We start from the raw sequence: 23432 nt of genomic DNA on the forward strand, positions 1-23432 counted from the left end.
TTTGCCATGTCGCACGCGCATCGTGGCCTTTTGCATCATCTCATCATCAGTGTGACGAATGTGACCCGCTCGGCGCCGTTCTACGGCGCCATGTTCCGCCATCTGGGATATGAACTGGGTGGCCACAGCCATGGCGGGGCCTATGAGTATGAGGACTGGCGGAGGATGGATCACGATACGCCACATGAGATCAGCATCGTCACGGCGGATCCTTCATTGGCCTCGTTGCCGCACAAGCGCGGTGCGGTGGGGCATCATCACCACCTTGCCTTTTGCGCGCTGGATCGTGTGGACGTGGAACGCTTCCGCGCGGAGGTGCTTCTTCCACTGGCGGCGGCGGGTGAGTGCATCATTGAGGATGCGCCGTGTGATTGTCCGGAGCATGGGGAAGGTTATTACGCCACCTTCTTCTCCGACCCGGATGGGCTGAAGTATGAGTTCGTGTTCAACCCGAATCACCAGAAGCGGGATGCCTGAATCGCTGAGCAACGAACAATACGCGCTCATGCGGGTCCGGTACTACGTGTGGTCCGGATTCTACTCGTCCCAGGACATCGAAGACATCCTGTATAAGGACGATTTCAGGCCCGGCCAGATCGATGTCGACTGGGTGAGGACATGCATTGACCACGAGTTCGCAACAAAGCTCGAGCAGCAACTCGAATGGCCTGAGGAAACGGACTGCGACCGGCTCGATGAGGCATTCGCTGCTCTTGAGCATCTTCAGATGATCGCGCTGCAGAATGCCGGCCTTACCCAGTCCGACGGCATGGAAGATGTGAGCGAAGTATGGCACGAGCGTGGCGGCGAGAAATCAAGGATTGTTGGTTACTGCTTCTACCATGCGCAGGACTTGGAGAGAGTGATAAAAGGTAAAGTGCTTCAACTCACCTTCGGGGACATCGGTGGTGACGATGAGAAGGGCGTGGCCATTGGGAACATGGTCTGCGACGCGTTCCGGAGGCTCGGCTTCACCGTGGTGTGGAATGAGGACATCAAGACGAGGATCCAGATCCCGGGCATAGCCTGGAAAAGGCGGACGCCAGAGTATTAGGGCGTCGCGGAGACATCGTGGAATCGAATATAAGAGGACTGTCTCGTGAGTTGGCTGAGTCGAGATGGCTTGAAGCGAACCTTCAGGGGCGCCACCTTGCGCGCAGCGCCGTGGAGTGCGTGTGCGAAGCACCGCTTTGGGATGGGAGCCTTAGTGCGGAGCTTGGACGAGGGTGAATCGCGTAGTGTGCGACACCAGTTTTCTTTAGGCATCACCGGCGCACTGCTTCAGTTTCATGTAGCGTGGTAATTCCGGAGTCTTGAGGGATGGTGCATCACACGCCAAGGCGGTGCTTCGCACACACCCTCCAAGGCGTTGCGCACAAGGTGGTTCACCTAATCCATATGCATCATCGCACGGGCTGTTGTTGTCACGAGACGCTCATTGAAGAGCAACGTTCTGACAAAGCGCCCGGCAAATCTCTCTGAATTCAATCCGTCCAAAACGCGTCTCAGCGGGGAAGGGTGTGTCACTGCATCGCACGAATAAGAAAGGAGGGCAACGCCATGATATCCATTCTCCGCAAGGTATCGTCGTCAAATCCTGGCCGGCTAAGCGCGGTTTGCTTGAGCTTGATGCTGGCCAGTGTGCTGCTTATGAATGGGCTCATGGGCCGGGAACCGTCCAAGGCACGCGAAGAGACGGCCAGGGCCATGGCAAAATATGAGGAGGCACAGGCCAGGGCAGATGCCAAAGCGGTTGAAGAGACAGAGACGGCACGGGCGAGGGGAATCGAGGAGCGAGCCAAGGGGAAACCGAAGTGGATCGAGGAAGGTGAAAAGGCCCGTGCCAAGGCGATTGAAGAACAAGGCAAGGCGAACGCGAAGTGGATCGAGGAAGCTGGCAAAGCGAGGGCCAAAGCGAGGGAAGAACGGGCAAAAAATTTCGGCAGATAACAATTCCGACATCGCAGTTCTTGTTTTTCTTCCGGATATCCGGTGATACAATGTGCCGGAGTGCGCCTGCAACGACGCGGCGTGCGGCCATTTGCGTCCCATGGTCACGCCTGAAGAGCATGTGGTACCCGGTGCCGGAGGAGACTTTTCTAGAAAGGTCTGGCTCCTGGAGCCTCCGCATGGCCATGCGGCCACACGGCTCTGTCTCTTCCTGGACGGGGAGTACTATGTGAACCAGATGGCGGCACCGTCGTTGATCCATGGTTTGCAAAAGGACGGTGCCATCTCGCCTGTAACATGCGTCTTCGTCTCACATGTGGATGGCGCGGCACGGCACCGGGATCTGACTTGCAGCAGGGATCATGCGGCCTTCATCGCGAATGATGTGATCCGGTGGATTCGCGAGCGGCATCCCAAGCTGGCGAAAGGAGGTCACCTCATTGCCGGGCCCAGCCTGGGAGGGCTGGCCTCTGCTTACACGGCACTGCTCTACCCGCAGGTGTTTGCTCGCTGCCTGAGCCACTCCGGATCCTTCTGGTGGGCAGAGGAGTGGCTCACCACCCAACTGCGCCAGATGCCGCACTCACGGCTGCATTTCTGGCTGAGCGTGGGGAGCCAGGAGACGGGGTTCGGCATTTCACATCCACCCTCGGGATTGAGGCAGGAGGTGTCGCAGATCCACGCTTGCGAGCGCTTCGCCACCGCGCTGGCAGGGCATGACCATCACGTGCACTACCGAGTCTATGAAGGCGGGCACGAAATGGGGCAGTGGCGGGAGGAACTGCCCAATGCGCTGCAATGGCTGCTGCCGTGATGGGCCACTGCGGCAGATGAGCGCGGATCAGCGCCAGGGCAGCACATACACGGACGGCTGCGAGATGGTGGCTCCGGAGACGACGTTGTAGTTCGTGCCTCCGTGCTGCTGATAGGTGCCGGTGCTGAAGGAGGACTGCGCGTCAATCGTCGCCAGCGCGTGCACCTTGCCTTTGGCGTCCACGGCCATCGAGGAATGGCGGGCGTGGTAGCGCTCCAGGACAGCGACTTCACCACCGGGGAGATTCTTGTGGAAGAAGGATTCCGAGCGGGAGTTGCCGGTGAGTCCGCGGGGTGCTGACCACTTCTCGCCATCGAAGGACAGCGCTGCCACATCGGTGCTGTCGGACAGGCCGGCGGCTCCCTGACTCCACTGCATCGTGATGTGTGCGGTGCCGTGGATACCGCTGGCGAGTTGGAAATTCTGAATCGTGTCCTTCGCATCGCGTCCGGTGAAGATGACGGTGCGCTGACCCGTCAGCGGATCCAGATCCCAGAGCTCCGCCTTCGCAGTGGAGTCGGGGTAGGGGATGTGGATCACGTGGATGCGGCCGGTGGCATCGGCGAACATCTGGGAGGGGTAGTTGAAGGTGTTGCGAGTCTGATACTTGGGATCTGAGGCCAGGACGTGGAGTGTGCCGCTGTGCCACAGGATGAGTTCCTGCGCGTTCTGATACTTCCGCTCGGCCAGCACGATCACTCCGCCTTTGGAATCCGGGAGTGCGCAGAGATTGCTAGGGCGATTGTAGGTGGGATTATCCGAGGGGATGCTGCCTTCAGGCACGATGACGGTGCCGTCTCCACCCGTGGCTGGGCAATGCAGGATCACGCCGCCCTGCTCTCCCCACACGACCTGCAGCGAGCCATCGGTCGCATTGCAGAAGCAGAAGGAGCGCACGCTCCCGAGATTCCCCACGGTCTGGGTTGCATCCCAGCCACGCCCATTCCAACGCCGAAGCATGAGCGTGCCCTCCACATAGCCGCCGGGGCCATCCAGGGTGGATTCCGCGACCACGATATTGTCTTTTCCAAAGCGGACCCAGGCCGCGAAGACGTTGCCATGGATGTCCTGGCCCATCCGCGGATAGCTCGATCCATTTCCAGTGCCATCGTCCGAAATGGCCTCTGGCGCAGACCACGTGGCGCCGCCATCCCGGGAGGCGCGGTGATAGATGAACACCGGCTTCCCATAGGTGGCTTTTTCCTGAAACACGGCATGCCAGGTGCCGTCCGGCCCAATGATGCAGGCGGAGCCCGCCGCGTGCTCAAATTGGGACAACCTCACTCCGACGCCGAGGGCATTGCCATTGCTGTTGCCACCTGCTTCGGTGCTGCTGCTTCCGCCGCCAGAGGATCCATTCCCATTGGAGCCGCTGCTGCCGGCCGTTGTCGGGGATTTTTTGGAAAACCCAATCCAGAGCGCGGCTCCCACCACGACAACGATCACGGCAAACACCAGTGCTGCTCCGCACCCAATCAGCGCATACATCCCGCGCTTGCCGGATGCCTTGGGCGGTAGTGGTGGCACGGGCGCTGGCGGCTGGGGTGACGAGGGGAGGGGAGGCACTGCTGGCATGGCGGACTTTTGGTGCACGCCATGGGAAACCCGTTCGCCTTCAAACGCAAACCGTATCTAAATGAATACTCATCGAAAAAGGTGTGCAAACCGCGCGCTGCTGCACTTTGCAAGGGCGGTTTCCCCAATCTGAAGGTCGCCTGATTACTTGATGGGTCCCCAGTGGCTGGTCAGCGGCCAGTAGCAGAACCAACCTGGGCCAACGAGATTTTGCCGGGGCACCGCTCCCCAGAAGCGGCTGTCGCTGCTGTGGTTGCTGTTGTCACCCAAGGCCATGAACTCGTCATCGGGGAAGGTGCGGAGTGTTTTCTCACCCGCGCCGATGGACGAGTATCCGTAATAGCCCGGCTCCTTCTGATCGATCACCCTGCGGATGCCGGGTTCGGTGGCCGGCTTGCCATTGATGATCAATTCTGGAGGATCGATGTAGAGAGTGTCCCCGGGCACGCCTGCCAGACGCTTGATGTAATGCTGTGAGCCCCAGTTCGGATTGAAGCGAGATTCCTGTTCGATTCCGGCGATGTTCTTTGTAGTGAAGACGAAGACTTCACCGCGTTCCGGCCGCCGGAAATGGTAGGCGAATTTGTTCACGATAACGTGGTCACCGTTGCGCACGATGCCGCGGGCGAGGAGTTGCCCCTTTTGCACCCGCGTGCCTGAGGGGACCTGAAGCACCTGCTCCACCGTGCGGTCGGGATTGTCCATGCCGACCTGGCGGGTGTTCACACCGAGATGACGGGCGATCTGCAGCTCACCGAGAAGCTGGGTCATCGGAGCATTGATCTTGATGGTGTGTCCATCCTTGAAGTGCAGCCTGCAGAAGCGCCGGAAAATGAAGAAGGGGTGTTCGGTGATGGTGACCGGCGATGCCAGTTCGCCGTCGTGATCAGACACCACATTGAGGTACGTGGTGCCGGTAAACCAGCCGCCCGCCTTCCCGAGGAATCCAGGATTGGGGTCTTCCTCCCGGTACTCTGCCGTGATGCCATTCAGCGTGGGCTGCATGGATCCAGTGGGAATCTGGAAGGGCTGGGCGATGTACGTGCGGATGCCCAGAGCGATGACGATGGAAACGAAGAAGACCTCGATATTCTCCGCCAGCTCGGACGTGCGCATCTCCGGCAGCGCCTTTTCACAGGTCCGGTTGATGTCCTTGGTGAGGTCCTCGATCTTCTTGGCGTCCTTCTCCTTGATCGCGTCCTTCAGCGCGTCCCGCTGCTTCTCAATCTCATCCAGCTTCGCCGGCGGAAGCAGGTCCCGCTTGTAGTGGAGGAAACGGGTGACTCCCTTGTAGAGGAGCTTGGCCTGCTTGAGGTAGCGGGGCTGGAACATGAGGAGGAGGAGGAAGACGCGGAGAAACGGAGAGCGGGAGACGCGGAGGAGGGAATCAACGGATGGACCACTTTTCGGGCTGGTCAATCATGGTCACTAGCATGGCGAGGATTTCTTCGTAGAGGGCATCGAGCCGCGTCCGATCGGTTTCTGTGATGTAAGAGCAGCGATTGGCAAACTCCAGATGGGTTTGCGTTTCTGCCGCTTCACCCTCGGAATCGTTGAGCTTGTTCACCCAAGCTCCCGGGTAGCGTCGCTTGCGCCAGGCTTCGGAAATGTTCGCCGGCACAGAGCGTGATGACCGCCGAATCTGGTCAGTCAGGGAAAACCTCTCCTCTGAGGGCCATTTCTTGGAAAGCTCGAATACCGCCATGGCTGCATCCATGGACTTCTGCCAAACAATCAAATCCCGGAACGATCGAATGTTTGGCATACACGTATGAGGCTCGACTCTACACTACAGATCTCGTTCCACGATGCATCTCCGTGTCTCCCCCTCTCCCTTTCTCCGCGTCTTCCGCCGCTAGCCTCCCGTCTTCAGCACCTCGATGAACGCTTCCTGCGGGATGTTCACGCGGCCGATGGACTTCATGCGCTTCTTGCCTTCCTTCTGCTTCTCCAGGAGTTTGCGTTTACGGGAGATGTCACCGCCGTAGCACTTGGCGGTCACGTCCTTGCGGAGGGCGCTGATGCTTTCGCGGGCGATGACCTTGCCGCCGATGGCGGCTTGGATGGCGACGACGAAGAGCTGTTGGGGGATGACCTCTTTTAGCTTCGCGGCGAGGGCGCGGCCTCGGGACTCCGCCTTGCTGCGGTGCACGATGCACGCGAAGGCATCCACCGGCTCGCTGGCGATGAGCATGTCCATCTTCACGAGGTCGCTGGGCTGGTAGCCGGCGTGCTCGTAGTCCATGCTGCCGTAGCCGCGGGTGATGCTCTTCAGCTTGTCGTTGAAGTCCACGAGGATTTCGTTCAGCGGAATGAGGCTGTGCAGCAGCACGCGGTTGTCATCCAGCGTCTCGGTGTGATCCACACTGCCGCGCTTATCCATGACGAGCTGCATCATGTCGCCGATGTATTCATTCGGCACCATGAGGAAGATTTTCACCATGGGCTCGCGGATTTCCGCGATCATCTGCGTGGGCGGGAGGAAGCAGGGATTGTCCACCAGGACCTCGGTGCCATCCGTCTTGGTGACTTCGTAGATAACGCTCGGGTACGTCGAGATGACGTCCATGTTGAACTCACGGCGCAGACGCTCCTGCACGATTTCCATGTGCAGCAGGCCAAGGAAACCGCAGCGGAAGCCGAAGCCGAGTGCGGCGCTGCTCTCCGCCATGAAGGTGAAGGCGGAGTCATTGATCTGCAGCTTGCCCACGGCCATCTTCAGCGCTTCGAAGTCCTCGGAGCTCACGGGATAGATGCCGCTGAACACGAGCGGATGAATTTCCTTGAAGCCGGGCAGCGGGGTCGGCGCAGGGTGGCGCATCTCGGTGACGGTGTCACCGATCTTCACATCCGCGGTGGTCTTCACGTTGGCGATGAAGTAGCCCACATCACCGGGGCCGAGCTTGTCCACGGCCATCATCTTGGGCTTGAAGACGCCCACTTCCTTCACTTCGTTGTCCAGGCCGGAGGCCATCATGCGGATCTTCTGCCCGCGCTGAATGGTGCCGCTCATGACACGGACGTAGGAGACGACGCCGCGATACGGGTCGAAGACGGAGTCAAACACCGAGGCGCGCAGGTAGCCATCATGCGGATCCGTGGGTGCCGGGATCAGGCGGATGATGGCCTCCAGGATGTCGGTGATGCCGAGACCCATCTTGGCACTGGCGGGCACGGCTTCGTCCGAGGGAAGCTGCAGAATGTCCTCAAGTTGCTTCTTGCAGCGCTCAATGTCGGCGCTGGGGAGGTCGATCTTGTTGATGACCGGGATGACGTGCAGCTTCTGCTGCAGCGCGAGATTCAGGTTGGCGACGGTCTGGGCTTCCACGCCCTGGGAAGCATCCACCAGGAGCAGGGCGCCTTCACAGGCGGCCAGGGAACGGCTCACTTCGTAGCTGAAGTCCACGTGACCGGGGGTGTCCAGCAGGTTGAGCTTGTAGGTCTTCCCGTCCTTCGCCTTGTAGTGCATCGTGACCGGGTGGGCCTTGATGGTGATGCCACGCTCACGCTCCAGGTCCATGGCATCGAGAAGCTGATCCTGCTTCTGGCGCTCCGTGATGGTCTTGGTGGATTCCAAAAGACGATCGGAGAGCGTGGTCTTCCCGTGGTCGATGTGGGCGATGATGGAGAAGTTGCGTGTGAGGGAGATGGGCATCGGCGCGGAGCGGGAAAAGGGGGTAATGGAGGTACACCTGTTTGCCGTCATACGCAAGCAGTGTGGCGGAGGCCTCTTGCTAGCAGGGTACCGCGATGCCTAGGGAGCCCAATTCCGTAGGGTTACGGTGCTCTGGCTGGATCAAGTTCTACCGTCACCAGCGCTTCGTGAACAGCTTCCCGATCTGCTGTGGATGTAGCTGCTGCTGCTTCAAGAGCTTTAGCAAAGGCCCAGAAATCAGTCTTTTGCGCTTTGAGGAGAAGAGGAAGTGCTCTGATCCAAATCTCCGCAGCCTTTTCAGTTCCCTTACCTGGATGAATCGCTTCCAAGTTAATAGATGCGAGGTAGAAAGCACGATTTAAGATGCCATTGCCAACAACAAAATCGCCGTGTTTACTGGGGCTGTAGTCACTCATGGTCGCCGGTTGGGGATCGTTGCCGAGCATTGAATCGTCCTTGTAAGCTGTTCCTGGAGCCTTGATTGACCTAAGCGGACGCCGATCTCCACCAGAGGGGTCTTCGCCGCGGAGCCAAGCAACCCCACCTTCTGCTAGCACCCATCGCGCAGTTGTAGCGGTCTCGCCCTCTTTCCGTTGTTGAATGACCATAGGAAGGACGTCTGCGTAGGAGAAGAAAATTGTTCCTAATTGCGGGCCTACAGCTTCGGCCGGCAGGTAGAGGAATACCATACTGTGATAGGTGACATCCGGCAGGTACTGCACTTGTGGTGGAGCAGAGTATTCCCCTTCGTTCGGTCGAAAAAAGGCGTTCCTAACGCTGCTTTTGAGCAGCACTAGTGGCGGAGCCGAATATGTCTGGCCAAAAAGTGCATTGAGTTGTTTGACTGCGTATTCCATGTCGGCTTCAATTTTCTGCCGGGCAATGGGATCTTCGGGCCCTGCTTTTAGGGGGGAGTGGAAAGAGTCTTCTCTGGATCGCTTTTCCGCTTCGGATTGGAGCTTTTTCACCCGAATGACTAATTCTGGAACCGCTCCTTGTTGGCTATGGCTGACCATAGCAAGCAGGGCGGAGGAGTAGAATTCGGATGCTTGCTGGTATTCCCCGGCCTGTTCAGCGAGAGTTGCTGCAAGAAGCTGGAGTTGATACCATCCAGGGACGTTACCAGCGAGCGGAGTGATTTGTTGCAGCGACTTGGTGAATCCCGCCTGTGAATTCCTACCCATAGATGCGGACCTGCGATGTTTCGCCGCATCACGCAATACCTGCACAAGTATTGGAAACTCATCCGGTTGCAATATTTCCACTTTGTTATTAGAGTCACGCCCTAGTCGTTGACGTAGAATCTCATACGCCATGCGTTCCGCGATCAAGCTCAGCGAAACATCGGTTTCTGGAGGTTTGGTTTCCATCTCCAGTCGGAGGGCACCCTTAACGTCAACTGCGGCAAGATCGCCGCTCACATGGACCTGTTTGTTCGAGTTTTCGTAATAGGTGAAGTGCAATGTCCGGTTGCTGGCGAGCTGGCGGTTTAACCAGTGAATCACTCCCCCGACGTCCACGCCACTTACACTTACTTGTAGGGCCGGAGCATCCAGCAACCTAGTGCCGAGCTCGATCCCTCCTGCGTTCCAAATGGGAACAGATTCCGGCACCCTGACTGAGCCTGCAATTCCAGATAACTCTCTCGTGGTTATTGGGGGCTTCTGCTCTTCCGGTTTGATTGCCTTCGGCTCAGCAGACATCTCCGGGGTGAGTATGAGATGCTTGAATCGGTTGTCGGACTCGGTTGTATCAATAAGCTCCAGCTGAGAGTCTTGAATCTCCAAGGTAACTTCACGCAGACGGGCTTGGAGCATCTGGGCAAGAGCCTTCCCGATTTTGCCATCGGGATCCTCTTTCCCTACTACGGTAAACTCAGCAATCACGATATCCCCTCCTCCAGTGATTGCATTGCTTAAGGAGCGGATGTACCAGACGCATCCGACGAGCAGCCCCAAGCCAACGGCAACATAGAATGCCACCTTAAATGCGAGATCCAACATAGGTAGACGTTTCCACACGGCAACAATTTGGCTTAGGCCCGCGACCAGCCTCGCTTTGAACGGATGCTATGTCGAGAAAATTTTCTGATATTATGGTGGAATATGGAAAAACGGTGACTAGGGAGGACGATCACGCAATGTCGCCTTGATTCTAGGCAGTCTCCTGACATAGAGGCCTGAAATCCACCCCCAGGGGCCTGTTCATGCGTATACCCTTGGGAAAGCACGTTGCGCTTTACATGGGGGGCATTCTCCCCCATGTCTACTGCCCCCGATTTTGACCGACCCATGAGCCGCCAAGAAAATCTCGATACCTTCTTCCGCGACGGCAAGACCGTCATCCTTCCTATTGACCATGGCGTGGCCATTCCAGTTCCGGAGCTGAGCAACCCCTTCCAGCTCATCGAGGACGTAAATCCCTATGTGGACGGATTTGTGCTGAACCTGGGCCTGGCCCTGCGCACGGGCGACCTGCTCACGGGCAAGGGCATCTGCCTCCGCACGGATGTGTACAACACCCGCATCACCGGACGCGGAGCGGGCAGCATCAATGTGTATGGCCTCGGCGAGGCGGAAATGGTGGGCGCCACGGCGGTGATGAACATGCTGTACCCCGGCGCGGAAAACGAAGAGACCGTGACCCAGAATTGCGCAGACCTCATCAGTGAGAGCCTCGACGTGGATCTGCCGGTGATTCTGGAGACGCTCCCGGTCGGCCTGGGCCAGCGCGAGCACTACACGGTGGAGAAGATTGGCTTTGCCGTGCGCCTCGCGGCGGAACTCGGCGCGGACATCATCAAGACAGCGTACCCGGTGAACGGTACTTCCGATGACTTCAAGCGCATCGTGGAGAATGCCTTCGGCGTGCCGGTGATTGTGCTCGGCGGTGCGGCGATGAACAGCGACCTCGACCTGCTCTCCATGGTGCATGATGCCATGAAGGCCGGCGCCGTGGGTATCGCGATTGGCCGCAATGTGTGGCAGCACCAGTCTCCCGTTGCCATTGCACGCAGCCTCTCGGCGATTGTGCACGAAGGCGCGAAGGTGGAAGAGGCGCTGACGCTGCTGAAGGAGCCGATCTAAGGAGATTGGCTTCGGCTTGGACTGCCGGGATTGGATTTTCTGTCCAAAACCGGCGTCGAACGGACGTATTTCACGGGGCAGAATTTGTATATGCCCTTGAGGGCATATGATCATTTTTCCATCATTCATGAAAGCACGCTTCCTTCCACTCCTGTTGTCCGCGCTCGCCATCACGGCCACGGCTTCCGCCGAGCCCAAGAAGTACGCCTATGACTGCGAGTCTTGGGAGCTGGGCGAACCGCCGAAGGATGTCTTTGTGGTGGAAGGCAAGTTCAACGTGGTGGCCAAGGACGGCGGCAAGGCGCTGCAGGTGGAAGTGGGTGAGCTCACGGACTCCAATGCCTTGCTGGGCGACTCCGCCGCGGGCAGTGCCAGCATTGAAGCGAAGGTCTTTGGCACCAAGCAGGGCCGCAGTGTGCCGAAGTTCGCCGTGGGCGTGCATGGCCAGAGTGGCTATCGTCTGATTGCATTCGCCGCGCGCAAGGAACTGCAGCTCACGAAGGGCGATGAAGTGATCAAAGTCGTGCCGCTGACCTGGAAGAGTGATGAGTGGTTCAAGCTCAAGCTCGAGGTGAAGAAGGTGGACGAGAAGAAGTGGACCATCACGGCCAAGGCTTGGCCTGCCTCCGGTGAGGAGCCGAAGGAAGCGCTCATCACACATGAGGACGCTACCCTGAAGGGTCAGGGCAAGTGCTCGATCTGGGGGACGACGTTCTCGAACACGCCGATTCTGTTTGATGACGTGAAGATTGAGATCGACGCGGCACCGGCGAAGTGAGGGGCCAACGTAGAAGGTTTCTCCAGAAGCCTTTCAGGGAAGTGCGAAAGGCTCCGAAAGGGGCCTTTTTTGTTTTTGAGGCGTGGTGCGGCAGGGCAATGCGGAGAGCACCGGGTTCACGGGTGCGGGTTTGGGTGCAGGGTGTTCAACGCAGAGACACAGAGACGCAGAGGAACTTCGGAGACTGAAAGATACAAATACAGCTTCTACAAAACCTGGAGCATTGAGGTGCAACGCATTTTTGGACCAGCGAGTGTCTTAGTTTAGGTTTCTGGATTGGGTCTCAAACTGATTGGGGGTGAGGTAACCGATGGCGGAGTGCTTGCGCTGGTTGTTGTAGTAGCCCTCGATGTACTCAAAGAGTTCCAGTCGTGCATCGGTGAGATCTTCAAAGCGGCCTCCTTGAAGCATCTCGCGCTTGAGGGTACCCATGAAGGACTCTGTCCACGCATTGTCATAGGGGTTGGCTCGCCCCGACATGCTCTGGCGCAGGCCGGCACGCGTGAGCACGGAACGGAAGGCCGTGCTGCCATACTGGCTGCCCCGGTCGCTGTGGAAGACAATGCCGCTGGCTTTGGGATGGGTTTGCAGGGCTTGTTCCAAGGCATGGACGACGAGTTCTGCACGCATATGTGATGCGAGACTCCAGCCCACAATGCGACGCGAGCCCAAATCCATGACCACGGCCAGATAGAGCCAGTTTGCCGTAGTGGGAATGAAGGTGATGTCTGCGACCCAGGCCTCGCCGGGCTTCTGCGGCACGGGCTGCTGGGCCAGCAGATTGGAAGAGGGACGGTCTGCCCGGCCATCGCTGGTTTTGGGCAGGTAGTTCTTGGGTTGGATGGCCTTGAGGCCCCGTGTTTTGAGGATGCGGCGCAGCCTCGAAGGCGCACACACGATGCCATGGTCACACAGCTCCTCATGGATCCTGCGGTAGCCATAGCGGCACCGGTTGCGTTTGAAGATCTCCTCGATGAGTTCCCCCAGGCGAGCGTCTTGCTCATGGCGTGAGATAGGCTTTGCCGCATGGTAAAAGCTGCTGCGGGGCAGCTCCAGGACGTCGCAGATCTTGCGCACACTCCCACCGGTCTGGCGCTGGAGTTGCAGGATCATTTCGCGAGTTTGGACGGCGATGGCGTGCCCAGGATGACAGCGGCCTTTTTTAAAATGTCGTTCTCCAGGCGCAGGTTGGCGATTTCACGCCGCAGCCGGTGCAGCTCGTTGGCTTCGCCCTCCTCGCCTCCGGCTCGTTGGTCTGCGCCCACGAGCTGCACCGGCTGCCTTTGGGACCGGGTCCAACGGTAAAGGATGCCAGTGCCAATGCCGAGTTCTTCAGCCACCTCGGACACACTCTTGCCCATGCGGACCAACTCCACGGCATGGGTTTTAAAATCACTGCTGTAACGCTTTTTTCGGGTCACGGTACTCATACGGCTTGTCTCTTATCCCGTGGTCCAAGAAATTAGCGCACCTCACATGACCTCAAGAAAGGAGCGCGGCCTTTCCAGGCCGCCGGGTTGCTTGGTCCGACAGCGTCAAAAGGGGAATTCCCCCTGCGGCCTGGAAAGGCCAAGCTCCCTTCAACCACACAACCCTCAGTCTCCGAAGTTCCTCTGCGTCTCTGCGTCTCTGTGTTGAATCCAATGCAGCCTGCCACACCCAACATTTCAGTGTGCAACTCCACCCCACGCGCCGCCACCGGGGGTCTCGATGCGCAAACGGTCGCCCGCGTGTACATCGCGCGTCACGCTGGATGGCAATTCCTCTTCAGTCCCCTCCGCATGCACCAGCGTCTGCTTCCCGCAGACACCAGCGCCTCCGCCATCTACGCCATACGGCGCTACTTTCCGATGCTGGGTGAGCAGCGAGATCGTGAGGGGCTCCAGAAACTCCACTTCGCGAAGGATGCCGTTACCGCCATTCCATTCGCCCTTCCCGCCTGACTCGCGACGAATCGCAAACTGCCGCAAGCGCACGGGATAGCGCCGCTCGATGATCTCCGGATCGGTAATGGCCGTGTTCGTCATGTGCGAGTGCATGGCGTCGCTGCCATGGAAGCCAGGACCTGCGCCTGTGCCGCCGCAGAGCGTTTCGTAATAGCCGAAACGCGCATTGCCGAAGAGGAAGTTGTTCATCGTACCCTGGCTGCTGGCCTGGAGTTTCAGGGCCTTGAGCAGGGTGTCGACGACACGCTGGCTGACTTCGGTGTTACCGCCGACGACGGCTGGGCATTGGGCGGGGTCGTCTGTGAAGATAGGGCTCAGGAAGGAGCCTTCGGGTAGGATGGTGTCCACATCTTCGAGCAAGCCTTCATTGAGTGGCAGGTCTTCTTGAAGTGCGAGTCGCAGGACATAGAGCACGGTGCTGCGCAAGATGGCAGGTGTGGCATTCAGATTCGCGGGATGCTGCCCAGACGTTCCCGTGAAGTCGAGTTGCAGTCGCTCGCTCTTCTTCCGCAAGGCAACACGAATGAGGTGGCCATCATCGAGTGATTCCTCAGCGCTGCCTTCGGGAATGGAATCAAGAAAGCGGCGCATGAGCAGCCGGGACTCGCGGAGCAGCCAGTGCATGGCTTCATTTGTGTCTGCCACGCGAGCGAGTTCACGCAGGCGGTCCGTTCCCAGCAGGTTGGCAGCGAGTTGGGCCTGGAGATCGGCGAGATTGTCCTCTATGCCACGTGTGGGATACGGAGCTTGAGTGAGGAGTGCTCGCATCGAATCCAGATTCACGACACCATCGCGCCGCAGAATCATCGGAGGAATGACCACGCCTTCTTCCACGAGCGAGGTGGCGTTCGCAGGCATGGAGCCGGGAGACTTGCCACCAATCTCCGCGTGATGCGCGCGATTCGCCACGATGCCCAGCAGGCGATGCTCGTCGTCATGCACTGGCGTGATGAGGGTGACATCAGGAAGATGGGAGCCACCAAACGCGGGATGATTCGTGATGATGGTATCGCCTTCGCGAAGTTCGCAGACTTTCATCACCTCACGCACACACACGCCGAGCGCGCCGAGGTGCACGGGAATGTGCGGAGCGCTGACCACGAGGCGGCCCTCGGCATCCAGCAAGGCGCAGGAGAAGTCGAGTCGCTCGCGGATGTTCGTGGAAAGCGCGGTGCGACGCAGCAGGGCGCCCATGTCTTCCACGATGCTCGTGAAGCGATGCCGCATGAGATCCGGAGGGATGCTTTTCTCGTCGCCGCTGGGAGCGCCGGCGCCAGAGGTAGTTGCCTTGCGTAGGATCCAACCGGCGCCGGGATGGTCAGTGCCGCTCCAGCCATGGCTAATCACCAGCGTGCTGAAGGCGTCTTGAACAAGCTGCGGGCCATTCACTTCTGAAGTCGTTTTTCGATCAAGAGGCGGGAGATCTTCATTCGTGGCAGCGCGGGCAATGACACGCAGGCTGACGAGCTCCACCGGCTTGCCCGCAGGGGGAGTGTAGCCGAAGAGATGGGTGTAGCGTTGGGCGAATGTGCGGTGCAGCGTTTTTGGATCTTCGAACTCGATCTGCAGCGGCGTTTCCTGTCCCTTCAGGCGCAGCTCTGCGATCTGCCGGAAGGTCGCTGTCGTGTGAGGTGATGATGTGTGTGGCAAATGTGCCTGTGAGGGGACCGAAGCAAGTTGCGTCTCTGCACTTGCCCGCAGTTCCTGTAGCAATGTGGGCACTTCGGGAGAGATCTCCTCCAGCAGTCGCAGCACCTGCTTCTCCGCGAAACGCTCCGGCAGTGCTTCCTGCAATCCCACCGCACTGAGGATGCCGGCGTGATGTGGTGCGAGGATGGTGGTGATGCCGAGATTCTCCGCGACATCGCAGGCGTGTTGCGGGCCAGCACCACCGAAGGCGAGCAGCGCGTAGTCGGAGGGACGGTAGCCTTCCAGCACGGAGATTTTCCGGATGGCATCCGCCATGTGCTCGGTGGCGAGTGCGAGGAGTTGCTTCAGCAGCTCCTCGCGTGAAAGTCCACGATGCGCTTCGGCATTCACCGTGTGCAGGAGTTCGGTGAGTCGCACTTCCGCAGATTCACGGCTCAGCGGGATGGGTGCACGTGCCGGATCAAAGCGACCCATGAGCAGGTTTACATCCGTGACGGTGAGAGGGCCGCCTTTGCCGTAACAAGCAGGGCCGGGATCGGAGCCAGCACTCTGCGGACCCACGGTGAGGCCTTGTGGTGTCCACGCACAGATGGAGCCGCCGCCAGCCGCCACGGTTTCGATGGCCACACTGGGGCTCAGCAAGGTGATGCCGCCGACTGTTTGCGTGAAGCGATAGCCTGCTGCGCCATCGAGTCGTGCGACATCCGTGCTGGTGCCGCCCATGTCGAAGGTGATGATGCGCGTGAAGCCGAGACGCTGTGCCGCGTGCAAGGCGCCGAGCACGCCGGCAGCGGGTCCGCTGAGAAGCAGATCCTTGGGCTTGATGCTGGAGGCGGGTTCCAGCCCCGCGGCACTCGTCATCATGAGCAGCGTACTCGAGCCGTCCTGAGGCAGGGGAGAGCTGACATCCGTGATGAATTGCGAGACAGGTCCCGTGAGGTAGGCATTCACCACGGCGCTCTGGGCCCGCGGGAGGATGCGGATGAAAGGTGCGAGCTCGCTGCTGAGTGAGACGTGCGTGAAGCCGCACTGCAGAAGGACGTCCCGCACCTGCTGCTCATGGGCGGGATTCACATCGCTATGCAGCAGGCTCACGGCGGCGGTCGTGATGCCGTGCTGCACGCATGGCATTGCCGCTGCGCGCAGGGCTTCAACATCCAAGGTGGTGATGGCTTTGCCTGTGGCGCCCAGGCGTTCGTGCACCTCGCACACGGTATCATAGTGGACCTCGCGCGGCTCATGCTTCAGCGCGAAAAGATGCCGTCGGCGCTGGTCACCTATCAGGAGCAAGTCACCGAATCCCGCCGTGATGAAGAAAGCCACGCGTGAGCCCTTGCGCTCCAGTAGAGCATTCGTCGCACGCGTAGTGGCGAGTCGGAAATGCACAGGTGGAAACTCCGCGCCAGGAGCCGTGGAGGTGAGTAATCTCGCGCCGAGCACGGGGGCGGCTTCGCCCGTGGTGAGTTCCACGGCGGCTCCCGCGTGGAAGAGGTTCAGTGCGGCGGAGTCCCTCACGTCGAGTTCAAGCATCGTATCGTTGTCACGCTCTTGTGAGCGTTGGACCCGGACTTCTTGCTGCGCCGCCGAGACAGGACGCACGATGAATCCGCTGAAAAAATCCGCCGACACGTCCCGCCTTCCTTGCAGCACCAGCGTGCGAGGTTCGATGATCTCGCGGATGGTGGCTCGCAGGCATCCGGTGGAGAGCACTTTCACGCGATGTTCATGGCCGTCCGGCGCGATGCCGTGGCAATCCGTGAATGTGCCGCCGGTGTCCGCTGCTATCCGCCACATACGATTGCGTGATGTTGGGAGAGTGCCGCCTTCCGAGTCATTCTCGAACGTACTGAGTGGTGAATCGGGTGTCAAATAGGTGGCCATCTGGTGCTCGCGTGATCGGTGCGCGTTGTGGATTTGCTCGCGGATGCATGGTTGGATTGAAAAAAGATCTATTCCGCCCGCCACAATGATGAAAGCAGCAGCAGTTGGTTTCGTTCTTCACGCACCCGGACCACCGGGATGCACGCATGACACTTTTGCACCGCTTCCTCCTTGCCGTTTCGGTCGTTGCTCTTGGCATAGGGCGTACTCACGCCGCTGATTTCGTTCTGGCCTCCAGGAGCATTGCGCCGGCTCCCATCGTGGTACCGAAGGATGCGCCGCCGCGGACGAAGCAGGCAGCGGAGGAACTGGCGCGTTGCCTGGAGAAGATGAGTGGTGCGAAGCCGCAGGTCCTCGAGGGAACCCCTGCAGAAATGCCGGCGCGTGCCATCTGGGTGGGATACCAGCCTGCGGTGAAGTCGGCGTTCCCGCAGGTGGATTTCGAGTTCAAGCATCCCGAGGAAATCTTGATCGTGGCGAATGACAAACATGTGGTCATCGCGGGTCGCGATCGCTGGATTCCGGGAGGGAGGACCGTCAAGGATCGCAATCGCAAGACGTTTGATGTGCAGCACGAGTCCGGCACGGCGAATGCGGTGTACACGTTTTTGCAGGGCCAGTTGGGCGTGCGCTGGTTCTGGCCAGGTGAACTGGGTGAGGACGTGGTGAAGAGCGAGGAAATCAAAATCGCTCCGATGGAATACCGCTATCACCCCAGCATCGTGGGGCGCTCAGGTGTGTTTCATTATTCCAATCAGTCGGATGTCGGCTACGGACGCTCGCAGGATTGGACGCTGCATCAGCGGTTGATGCTGGACTCCTTCCCTATGGAAGGTGGGCATGGGTTCGGCGACTGGTGGGAGCGCTATCACGAGACGCATCCGGAAATCTTCGCGCTGCAGCCGGATGGCACGCGAAGTGGCTTCCCGAATCCACGCACGGTGAAGCTGTGCTCTTCCAATCCGAAGGTGTGGGAGCTGTGGCTGAAGCAGGTGGAGGAGGAACTCGCAAAAGATCCGGGGCAGACCCTTTTCAACGCGTCGCCGAATGACGGCTGGTCCAGTGGCCACTGCGTGTGCAAGGAGTGCTCCGCGTGGGATCACCCGGATGGCGAGCCGCGTGTCTTCAACTGGTACAAGCAGAATGCCCAGCGCCCGGCGCTTTCTGATCGCGACGTGACCTTTGCGAACACGCTCGCGGGGCTGCTGGAGCAGAAGTATCCCGGCAAGGGCTACCAGGTGATGATGCTGAGCTATGGGCATTCACGGCCAGCGCCCATTGCGGCGCGTCCAGCGAAGAATGTGGTCATTGCCAGTGTGGCAAATTTCCTGGGCAGGACCGGCTTGGTGGATCGCGGCTCCACGCGAGGTGATACGTATCGTCAACAGTGGGATGCCTGGACCAAGGTCACTTCCGAACTTCTCTGGAGGCCCAACACGGGCAGTCCCGCAGGCTGGCAGCAGGGGCTGCCAGATCTCTCCACGCAGCAGACGGCAAGTGACCTCAAGGCGGTGGCTGCGGCAGGATGCAAAGGCATCTACATCGACGGCGTGTGGGAACACTGGGCCACCATGGGACCGCAGTATTATGTGATGGGGCAGCTCGTGTGGAATCCCTCTCTGGATACGGCAGCGGTGCTGGAGGACTACTATCGCCGTGCCTTCGGTCCTGCCGCGTCACACGTGCGTGCGTACTATGAAGGCATCGAAAAGGCGCGTATGGCGTTCACGGCGGAGAATCTCGAGGCTGGCGTGTTTGATTTCCCCAAGCTGTACACGCCGGAGTTGTTGCGGGATTCGCAGACCAACCTCGATGCCGCGAAGGAAGCAGCCAAATCAAGCAGTGAGGTGTATCAGAGGCGCGTTGAGTTTGTGCAGGCTGGGCTGACGTACACGGCGCTCATCCTCGACAACATCCGCCTCATGGATGGTTATTGGAAGAAGAAGGACCCGGCCGTGGCTGCGAAGGTGCTGGAGAACTGGAAGGAAGTGGAGCGCGTGATCGCAGAGCATCCCCCTGCCATCAATGCCGGGCCGGTGCGTCCCATCACTCCCCGCATGGTCGGGTTGCATCCAGAGTACCCGGATCGCGCCAAGAAAAAGAAGACCGCGAAGAAGGCGGTGGATGATTTGGATGCGAATTGATTGATGAGCGGGGGCACAAGGTGCGCCCCCCCTGAAACTCTTTGCCAAAGAGTTGCTGAGCTCACCGTGGCTCGAACGTGAGCGCAATGATACAGAAGTTGTGACGCGAAGCGTCCCTGGACTGCGTGCAGCCCTGCTGCCGCTTTCCTAAAGTGCAGCCTGCTGCACGCTTCACTGCGACGAAGTCGCCAAGCTTTTTTGGACGCGTCGAGGTACAAGCGGGTGTCACCATCGCCACAGCAGGCTGTGGACTCTGGAAAGCGGCAGCAGGGCTGCACGCAGTCCAGGGACGCTGCGCGTCACAGCATCCGGATCAGTCGCATATGTCAGCTTGCTCTAACGCCGATTATCAATAAGAACGGCGGGAGAACGCCTTCAAGCGAAGGCGACTCCGCAAACGATCACGAGTCTGCTCGTTAGAGAAGGCGTTCATCTGACATGCTGAGAACTTCAGTACACGTCGCGACGATACCGCTTGGAGGCCTTCAGGTTCTCCATGTACGCGTTCACTTCGTCGGGGGACTTGCCGCCTTCCTTGGCCACGATCTGGCGCAGTGCGTTGTCCACGTCCACGGCCATGCGTGAGGCATCGCCGCACACGTAGAAGATGGCGCCCTGTTCGAGCCAGTCATACATGTCCTTGCCGTGATCCAGCATTCGATGCTGCACATAGAGCTTCTTCTCCTGGTCGCGGGAGAAGGCAGTGTCGAGCTTTGTCAGCGTGCCGTCGGCGAGGTAGTTGTCCCACTCATCCTTGTAGAAGAAGCAGGAGCTGCAGTTGATTTCGCCGAAGAAGAGCCAAGACTTGCCCTTCGCGCCGGTGGCCTTGCGCTCTTGCACGAAGGAACGGAAGGGCGCGATGCCGGTGCCGGGTCCCACCATGATGATGGGTGTTTCATCCGTGGGCTCGGGAAGACGGAAGCCTGCGCCGGACTTGATGAAGGTCGGCAGGGGCGTGGATTCATCCACACGGTCCGCGAGGAAGGTGGAGCACACACCGCCGCGCTGGCGGCCATGGCTCTCATAGCGCACGGTGGCCACAGTCAGGTGCACCTGCTCAGGGCACGCGCGGAGGCTGGAGGAGATGGAATAGAGACGCACCACCAGCTTGCGCAGCAGGCCGGCGATTTCCGGAGCGTCGAAAGAGGCACCGGGATTCTCGGCGACGACGTCCAGCACGTCCTTGCCCCAGAGGTAGTTCTTGAGGTCTTCCTTCTTCTCGGGCGTAGCGAGAGCGGCGAGGTCGCTGTTGCCGGCCTTCTCGGCGACGGAGCGGATGAGCTTGCCGTCCACTTCGGTGATGGAGTACACCTCGGTCAGTGCCTGGCGCAGGCTGATGGTGCCGCCCTTGGGATTGGCCACTTCTTCCGAGCCGGAGAGTTTGAGCAGGCTGAGGAGTTCATCCACCAGCTTCGGGTCGTTCGTCGGCATTACTGCGAGGGAGTCGCCGGGCAGGTATTCCATGCCGCTGCCGGAGAGATCGATCTCGTAGTGGCGGGTGTTCTTGGCCGCGCCAGCGCCGGTCAGGTCGTATGCGCGCTTCAGGTGCGCGATGAAGGGATTCTTGACGTTGTAGGGCGACTTGGGGGCGGCGGTGCTCATGGACGGGTTTCAGGAAAAGGGGCGGGCAAATTAGGGATTTGAGAGTCAGTGTCAAGAAGGGGTGCAAGGCGGAGCCCGTCCGCTGCAAGGGATGGTCAGCAGCGGCGCCTCCTCAAAAGAAAAAGAAGCAGCTTCGAGGCCAGAAATGGCGGCTAGAGTCTCTCTCCACCATTGGCCTGCCAAGTGGACGGTTCATGCAGCACCCTGCTGTGGGTCACTGTGACGAAGTGTCGAGGTGACGGTCCGATTTCAAAGTGTTCTATGTCAGCCTCAACTTAAAACACTTTCAAAACCTGGTACCACTTCGGCATTTCGACACACAACGAGGATGAGCCAAGCGGGAAGTCGGGCAGAATGCGTTGATTTTATGTTCAAAAGAACACTTGAGTTGCGCGGATTTGGCCTCACCTTTTCCACCTGATGGACCCGTCTGCCCTGCCTCCTACTCGTCCGCGTGGCCGCGGGGCAGGGGAGAATCCGGACCAGCGTTTTGCCCAGCTCCACGTGGCGTATGAGGAGGGCGAGGCTCCTGCCAAGGTTCAGACGAAGTACCTCATCGACCACTCCCAGTCGGTCATCTCGAAAAACGACAGCCCGGACATCGGATTCACAGTCAGCCTGAATCCCTACCGGGGTTGCGAGCACGGGTGTGCCTACTGTTACGCGAGGCCCACGCACGAATACCTGGGGTTCAGCGCGGGATTGGACTTTGAGTCGCGCATCATGGTGAAGCAGGATGCGCCCGCACTGCTGCGTGCGGCCCTGGCCAAGCCGTCCTACAAACCTTCCACCATGGCGCTCAGCGGAGTGACGGACTGCTACCAGCCAGTAGAGAAGAAACTGCGCATCACGCGTCGATGCCTGGAGGTGCTGGCCGAGTGCCGGCATCCGGTCTCCATCATCACGAAGAATCATCTCGTGGTGCGGGATCTCGATTTGTTGAAGGAACTGGCGAAGTACCAGGCGGTGGTGGTGTTCTTCTCTGTCACCTCACTCGACCCCAAGTTGGCGCACATTCTTGAACCACGCGCCTCGGCCCCGCAGCAGAGACTGGAGGCCATGCGCACGCTGCATGAGGCGGGCATTCCGGTGGGCGTGTCTGCAGCGCCCATGATTCCCGCGATCAATGATCACGAGATGCCCGCCATCCTGGAGGCCGCGGCGAATTGTGGCGCGGCGGGTGCAGCATACACGGTGGTGCGATTGCCTTTTTCCGTGAAGGAGGTCTTTTCTTCGTGGCTGGATGAGTATTTCCCGGAGAGGAAGGAGAAGGTGCTCGGACGCATTCGTGAGTGCCAGGGAGAGACTTTGGCGCATCGCGACTTTGGGACGCGCATGCACGGCGAGGGTGTGTGGGCAGACCAGATTGAGCAGGTGTTTCGCGTGAGCAAGATTCGCAGCGGCATCGCGGCGCGGAAGATTCCGAAGATGAGCAGTGCGTCGTTTCGGCGGCCTGCGGTGGGCGGGCAGATGGAGCTGGGGATCTAGTAGTGTGTCCCTGAGCCTGCCGGATACATCATCGATCAGAGTGCCATCGCGGAGACTTCACTTCGCGTTCATGCTGTCGCGCAGGCTGATCAAGATTTCTTCGGAGTCCTTCACCTGAATCATTCCCAAGTGGGGATATTCCAGGTCAATGATCACATACACAGTCACTGAGAGTACGAGTGCGAACGCCATGGGATGAAGCGAAAGCCATGGACGCCGGTTTGCCATGTCGTAGCCGGCGAACAACGAACTGGCGAGAGAGAGCACCGCCAGCATCGCGGTGATGACGATAGGCGGATGCATTTTCGAGGCCTCGGTCCGCAGGGTGGCAGTGTCGAACATCGAGTTCAGCGCTGGAAGAAGCAGCATGGGTGGGGGACTGGCGCCCGTGCCCTGCGTAGATGAGACGGCCAGGGTCCAGATTTTCGATTGCAGTTCGGCTGTCTTCTGGAGTTCCGCCTTGGCAGCATCAAGATCAGGCAGCTTCCGATAAGTTTCGATTCTGGAGTCGAGGTAGCCTCTGAAAAGGTCGCGCATGGCTGGCTGCGTATCCACCGGGAGAAGATCCACGCGGAGCCATGCAGTACCGATGTCATTGCACTCTTGAGTGATGATTTTGCGGCGATCATCAAATCGCGACAACGCCCCTGAGAAGAGAAAGGCCAGAGTCAATCCGAGCAAACCGAAGACAGCACCTTCGATGGCGCTGATCCCCGTAGTAGCAGATTCGCCCTCCTTTGAGAACCTGGCCTTCCCAAGCCGCTTTCCCAATTCAATACACAGGAGGATTCCCACGAACAGAAAGCACACAAAGAGGATTCCCGTTGCGATGATGCTCATACGTGGAATTGGGCGCGGTTGCG

Annotated in this window: 18 protein-coding genes; 8 read left to right on the top strand and 10 right to left on the bottom strand. The window is 59.4% G+C overall.

Annotated elements, in window-relative coordinates; translation table 11 throughout:
* Positions 1–6: 6 nt before the first annotated feature.
* The 4 genes from G5S37_RS05670 (at position 7) to G5S37_RS05685 (ending at position 2764) form a co-directional block, all read left to right on the top strand.
* Positions 7–477, top strand: a complete 471-nt coding sequence (locus tag G5S37_RS05670; RefSeq protein ID WP_165201683.1) for a bleomycin resistance protein — start codon at positions 7–9, stop codon at positions 475–477.
* Positions 470–1054, top strand: a complete 585-nt coding sequence (locus G5S37_RS05675) for a hypothetical protein (RefSeq protein ID WP_165201685.1) — start codon at positions 470–472, stop codon at positions 1052–1054. The genes G5S37_RS05670 and G5S37_RS05675 overlap by 8 nt, the downstream gene beginning before the upstream one ends.
* 506 nt (positions 1055–1560) lie before the next feature.
* Positions 1561–1950 carry a hypothetical protein gene (locus G5S37_RS05680; protein ID WP_165201687.1) on the top strand — a complete coding sequence of 130 codons (390 nt, stop codon included), beginning with the start codon at positions 1561–1563 and terminating at the stop codon, positions 1948–1950.
* Positions 1951–2050: 100 nt separating this feature from the next.
* Positions 2051–2764, top strand: a complete 714-nt coding sequence (locus tag G5S37_RS05685) for an alpha/beta hydrolase-fold protein (RefSeq protein ID WP_165201689.1) — start codon at positions 2051–2053, stop codon at positions 2762–2764.
* Positions 2765–2791: 27 nt separating this feature from the next.
* On the opposite strand, the gene G5S37_RS05690 is transcribed toward G5S37_RS05685, so the two are convergent.
* From G5S37_RS05690 to G5S37_RS05710, 5 genes are all read right to left on the bottom strand, one after another.
* Positions 2792–4339 (bottom strand): hypothetical protein, encoded by a 1548-nt coding sequence (locus tag G5S37_RS05690; RefSeq protein WP_165201691.1) that lies wholly within the window; start codon positions 4337–4339, stop codon positions 2792–2794.
* Positions 4340–4483: 144 nt separating this feature from the next.
* Positions 4484–5671: a signal peptidase I gene (lepB, locus tag G5S37_RS05695; RefSeq protein ID WP_165201693.1), complete on the bottom strand. Its 1188-nt coding sequence runs from the start codon at positions 5669–5671 to the stop codon at positions 4484–4486.
* 55 nt (positions 5672–5726) lie between these two features.
* Positions 5727–6104 carry a four helix bundle protein gene (locus G5S37_RS05700; protein WP_165201695.1) on the bottom strand — a complete coding sequence of 126 codons (378 nt, stop codon included), beginning with the start codon at positions 6102–6104 and terminating at the stop codon, positions 5727–5729.
* A gap of 90 nt (positions 6105–6194) precedes the next feature.
* Positions 6195–7994 (bottom strand): translation elongation factor 4, encoded by a 1800-nt coding sequence (lepA, locus tag G5S37_RS05705; protein WP_165201697.1) that lies wholly within the window; start codon positions 7992–7994, stop codon positions 6195–6197.
* A 122-nt stretch (positions 7995–8116) separates the two neighbouring features.
* Positions 8117–9997, bottom strand: coding sequence for a M4 family metallopeptidase (locus tag G5S37_RS05710; RefSeq protein WP_165201699.1), 1881 nt, complete (start codon positions 9995–9997; stop codon positions 8117–8119).
* Positions 9998–10285: 288 nt separating this feature from the next.
* Between G5S37_RS05710 and G5S37_RS05715 the strand changes: the two genes are divergently transcribed.
* Together G5S37_RS05715 and G5S37_RS05720 are read left to right on the top strand one after the other, a co-directional pair.
* Entirely contained in the window at positions 10286–11080 is a 795-nt protein-coding gene (locus G5S37_RS05715) for a hypothetical protein (RefSeq protein ID WP_165201701.1), read from the top strand.
* 127 nt (positions 11081–11207) lie between these two features.
* Positions 11208–11858, top strand: coding sequence for a hypothetical protein (locus G5S37_RS05720; protein ID WP_165201703.1), 651 nt, complete (start codon positions 11208–11210; stop codon positions 11856–11858).
* 258 nt (positions 11859–12116) lie between these two features.
* Here the strand turns inward: G5S37_RS05720 and G5S37_RS05725 are convergent, their stop codons facing one another.
* The 3 genes from G5S37_RS05725 to G5S37_RS05735 form a co-directional block, all read right to left on the bottom strand.
* Positions 12117–12971 carry an IS3 family transposase gene (locus G5S37_RS05725; RefSeq protein ID WP_165201609.1) on the bottom strand — a complete coding sequence of 285 codons (855 nt, stop codon included), beginning with the start codon at positions 12969–12971 and terminating at the stop codon, positions 12117–12119.
* Entirely contained in the window at positions 12968–13288 is a 321-nt protein-coding gene (locus G5S37_RS05730; RefSeq protein WP_165201705.1) for a transposase, read from the bottom strand. The genes G5S37_RS05725 and G5S37_RS05730 overlap by 4 nt, the downstream gene beginning before the upstream one ends.
* Before the next feature lie 237 nt (positions 13289–13525).
* A complete protein-coding gene (locus G5S37_RS05735; protein WP_165201707.1) occupies positions 13526–17335 on the bottom strand; it encodes a hydantoinase B/oxoprolinase family protein in 3810 nt (1269 codons plus the stop codon).
* Positions 17336–17481: 146 nt separating this feature from the next.
* Here G5S37_RS05735 and G5S37_RS05740 point away from each other — a divergent pair, with 146 nt between their 5' ends.
* The gene (locus G5S37_RS05740; RefSeq protein ID WP_165201709.1) at positions 17482–19479 is read left to right on the top strand and encodes a DUF4838 domain-containing protein; all 1998 of its coding nucleotides are present in this window, start codon (positions 17482–17484) and stop codon (positions 19477–19479) included.
* 450 nt (positions 19480–19929) lie between these two features.
* Here the strand turns inward: G5S37_RS05740 and G5S37_RS05745 are convergent, their stop codons facing one another.
* A complete protein-coding gene (locus G5S37_RS05745; RefSeq protein ID WP_165201711.1) occupies positions 19930–21081 on the bottom strand; it encodes a hypothetical protein in 1152 nt (383 codons plus the stop codon).
* A gap of 420 nt (positions 21082–21501) precedes the next feature.
* On the opposite strand from G5S37_RS05745, the gene G5S37_RS05750 reads away from it, so the two are divergent.
* A complete protein-coding gene (locus G5S37_RS05750; protein WP_165201713.1) occupies positions 21502–22569 on the top strand; it encodes a PA0069 family radical SAM protein in 1068 nt (355 codons plus the stop codon).
* 57 nt (positions 22570–22626) lie between these two features.
* On the opposite strand, the gene G5S37_RS05755 is transcribed toward G5S37_RS05750, so the two are convergent.
* A complete protein-coding gene (locus G5S37_RS05755; protein WP_165201715.1) occupies positions 22627–23409 on the bottom strand; it encodes a DUF4239 domain-containing protein in 783 nt (260 codons plus the stop codon).
* Between the last annotated feature and the right edge of the window lie 23 nt (positions 23410–23432).

The organism is Roseimicrobium sp. ORNL1 (genome assembly GCF_011044495.1).
In the GTDB taxonomy this organism is placed as follows: domain Bacteria; phylum Verrucomicrobiota; class Verrucomicrobiia; order Verrucomicrobiales; family Verrucomicrobiaceae; genus Roseimicrobium.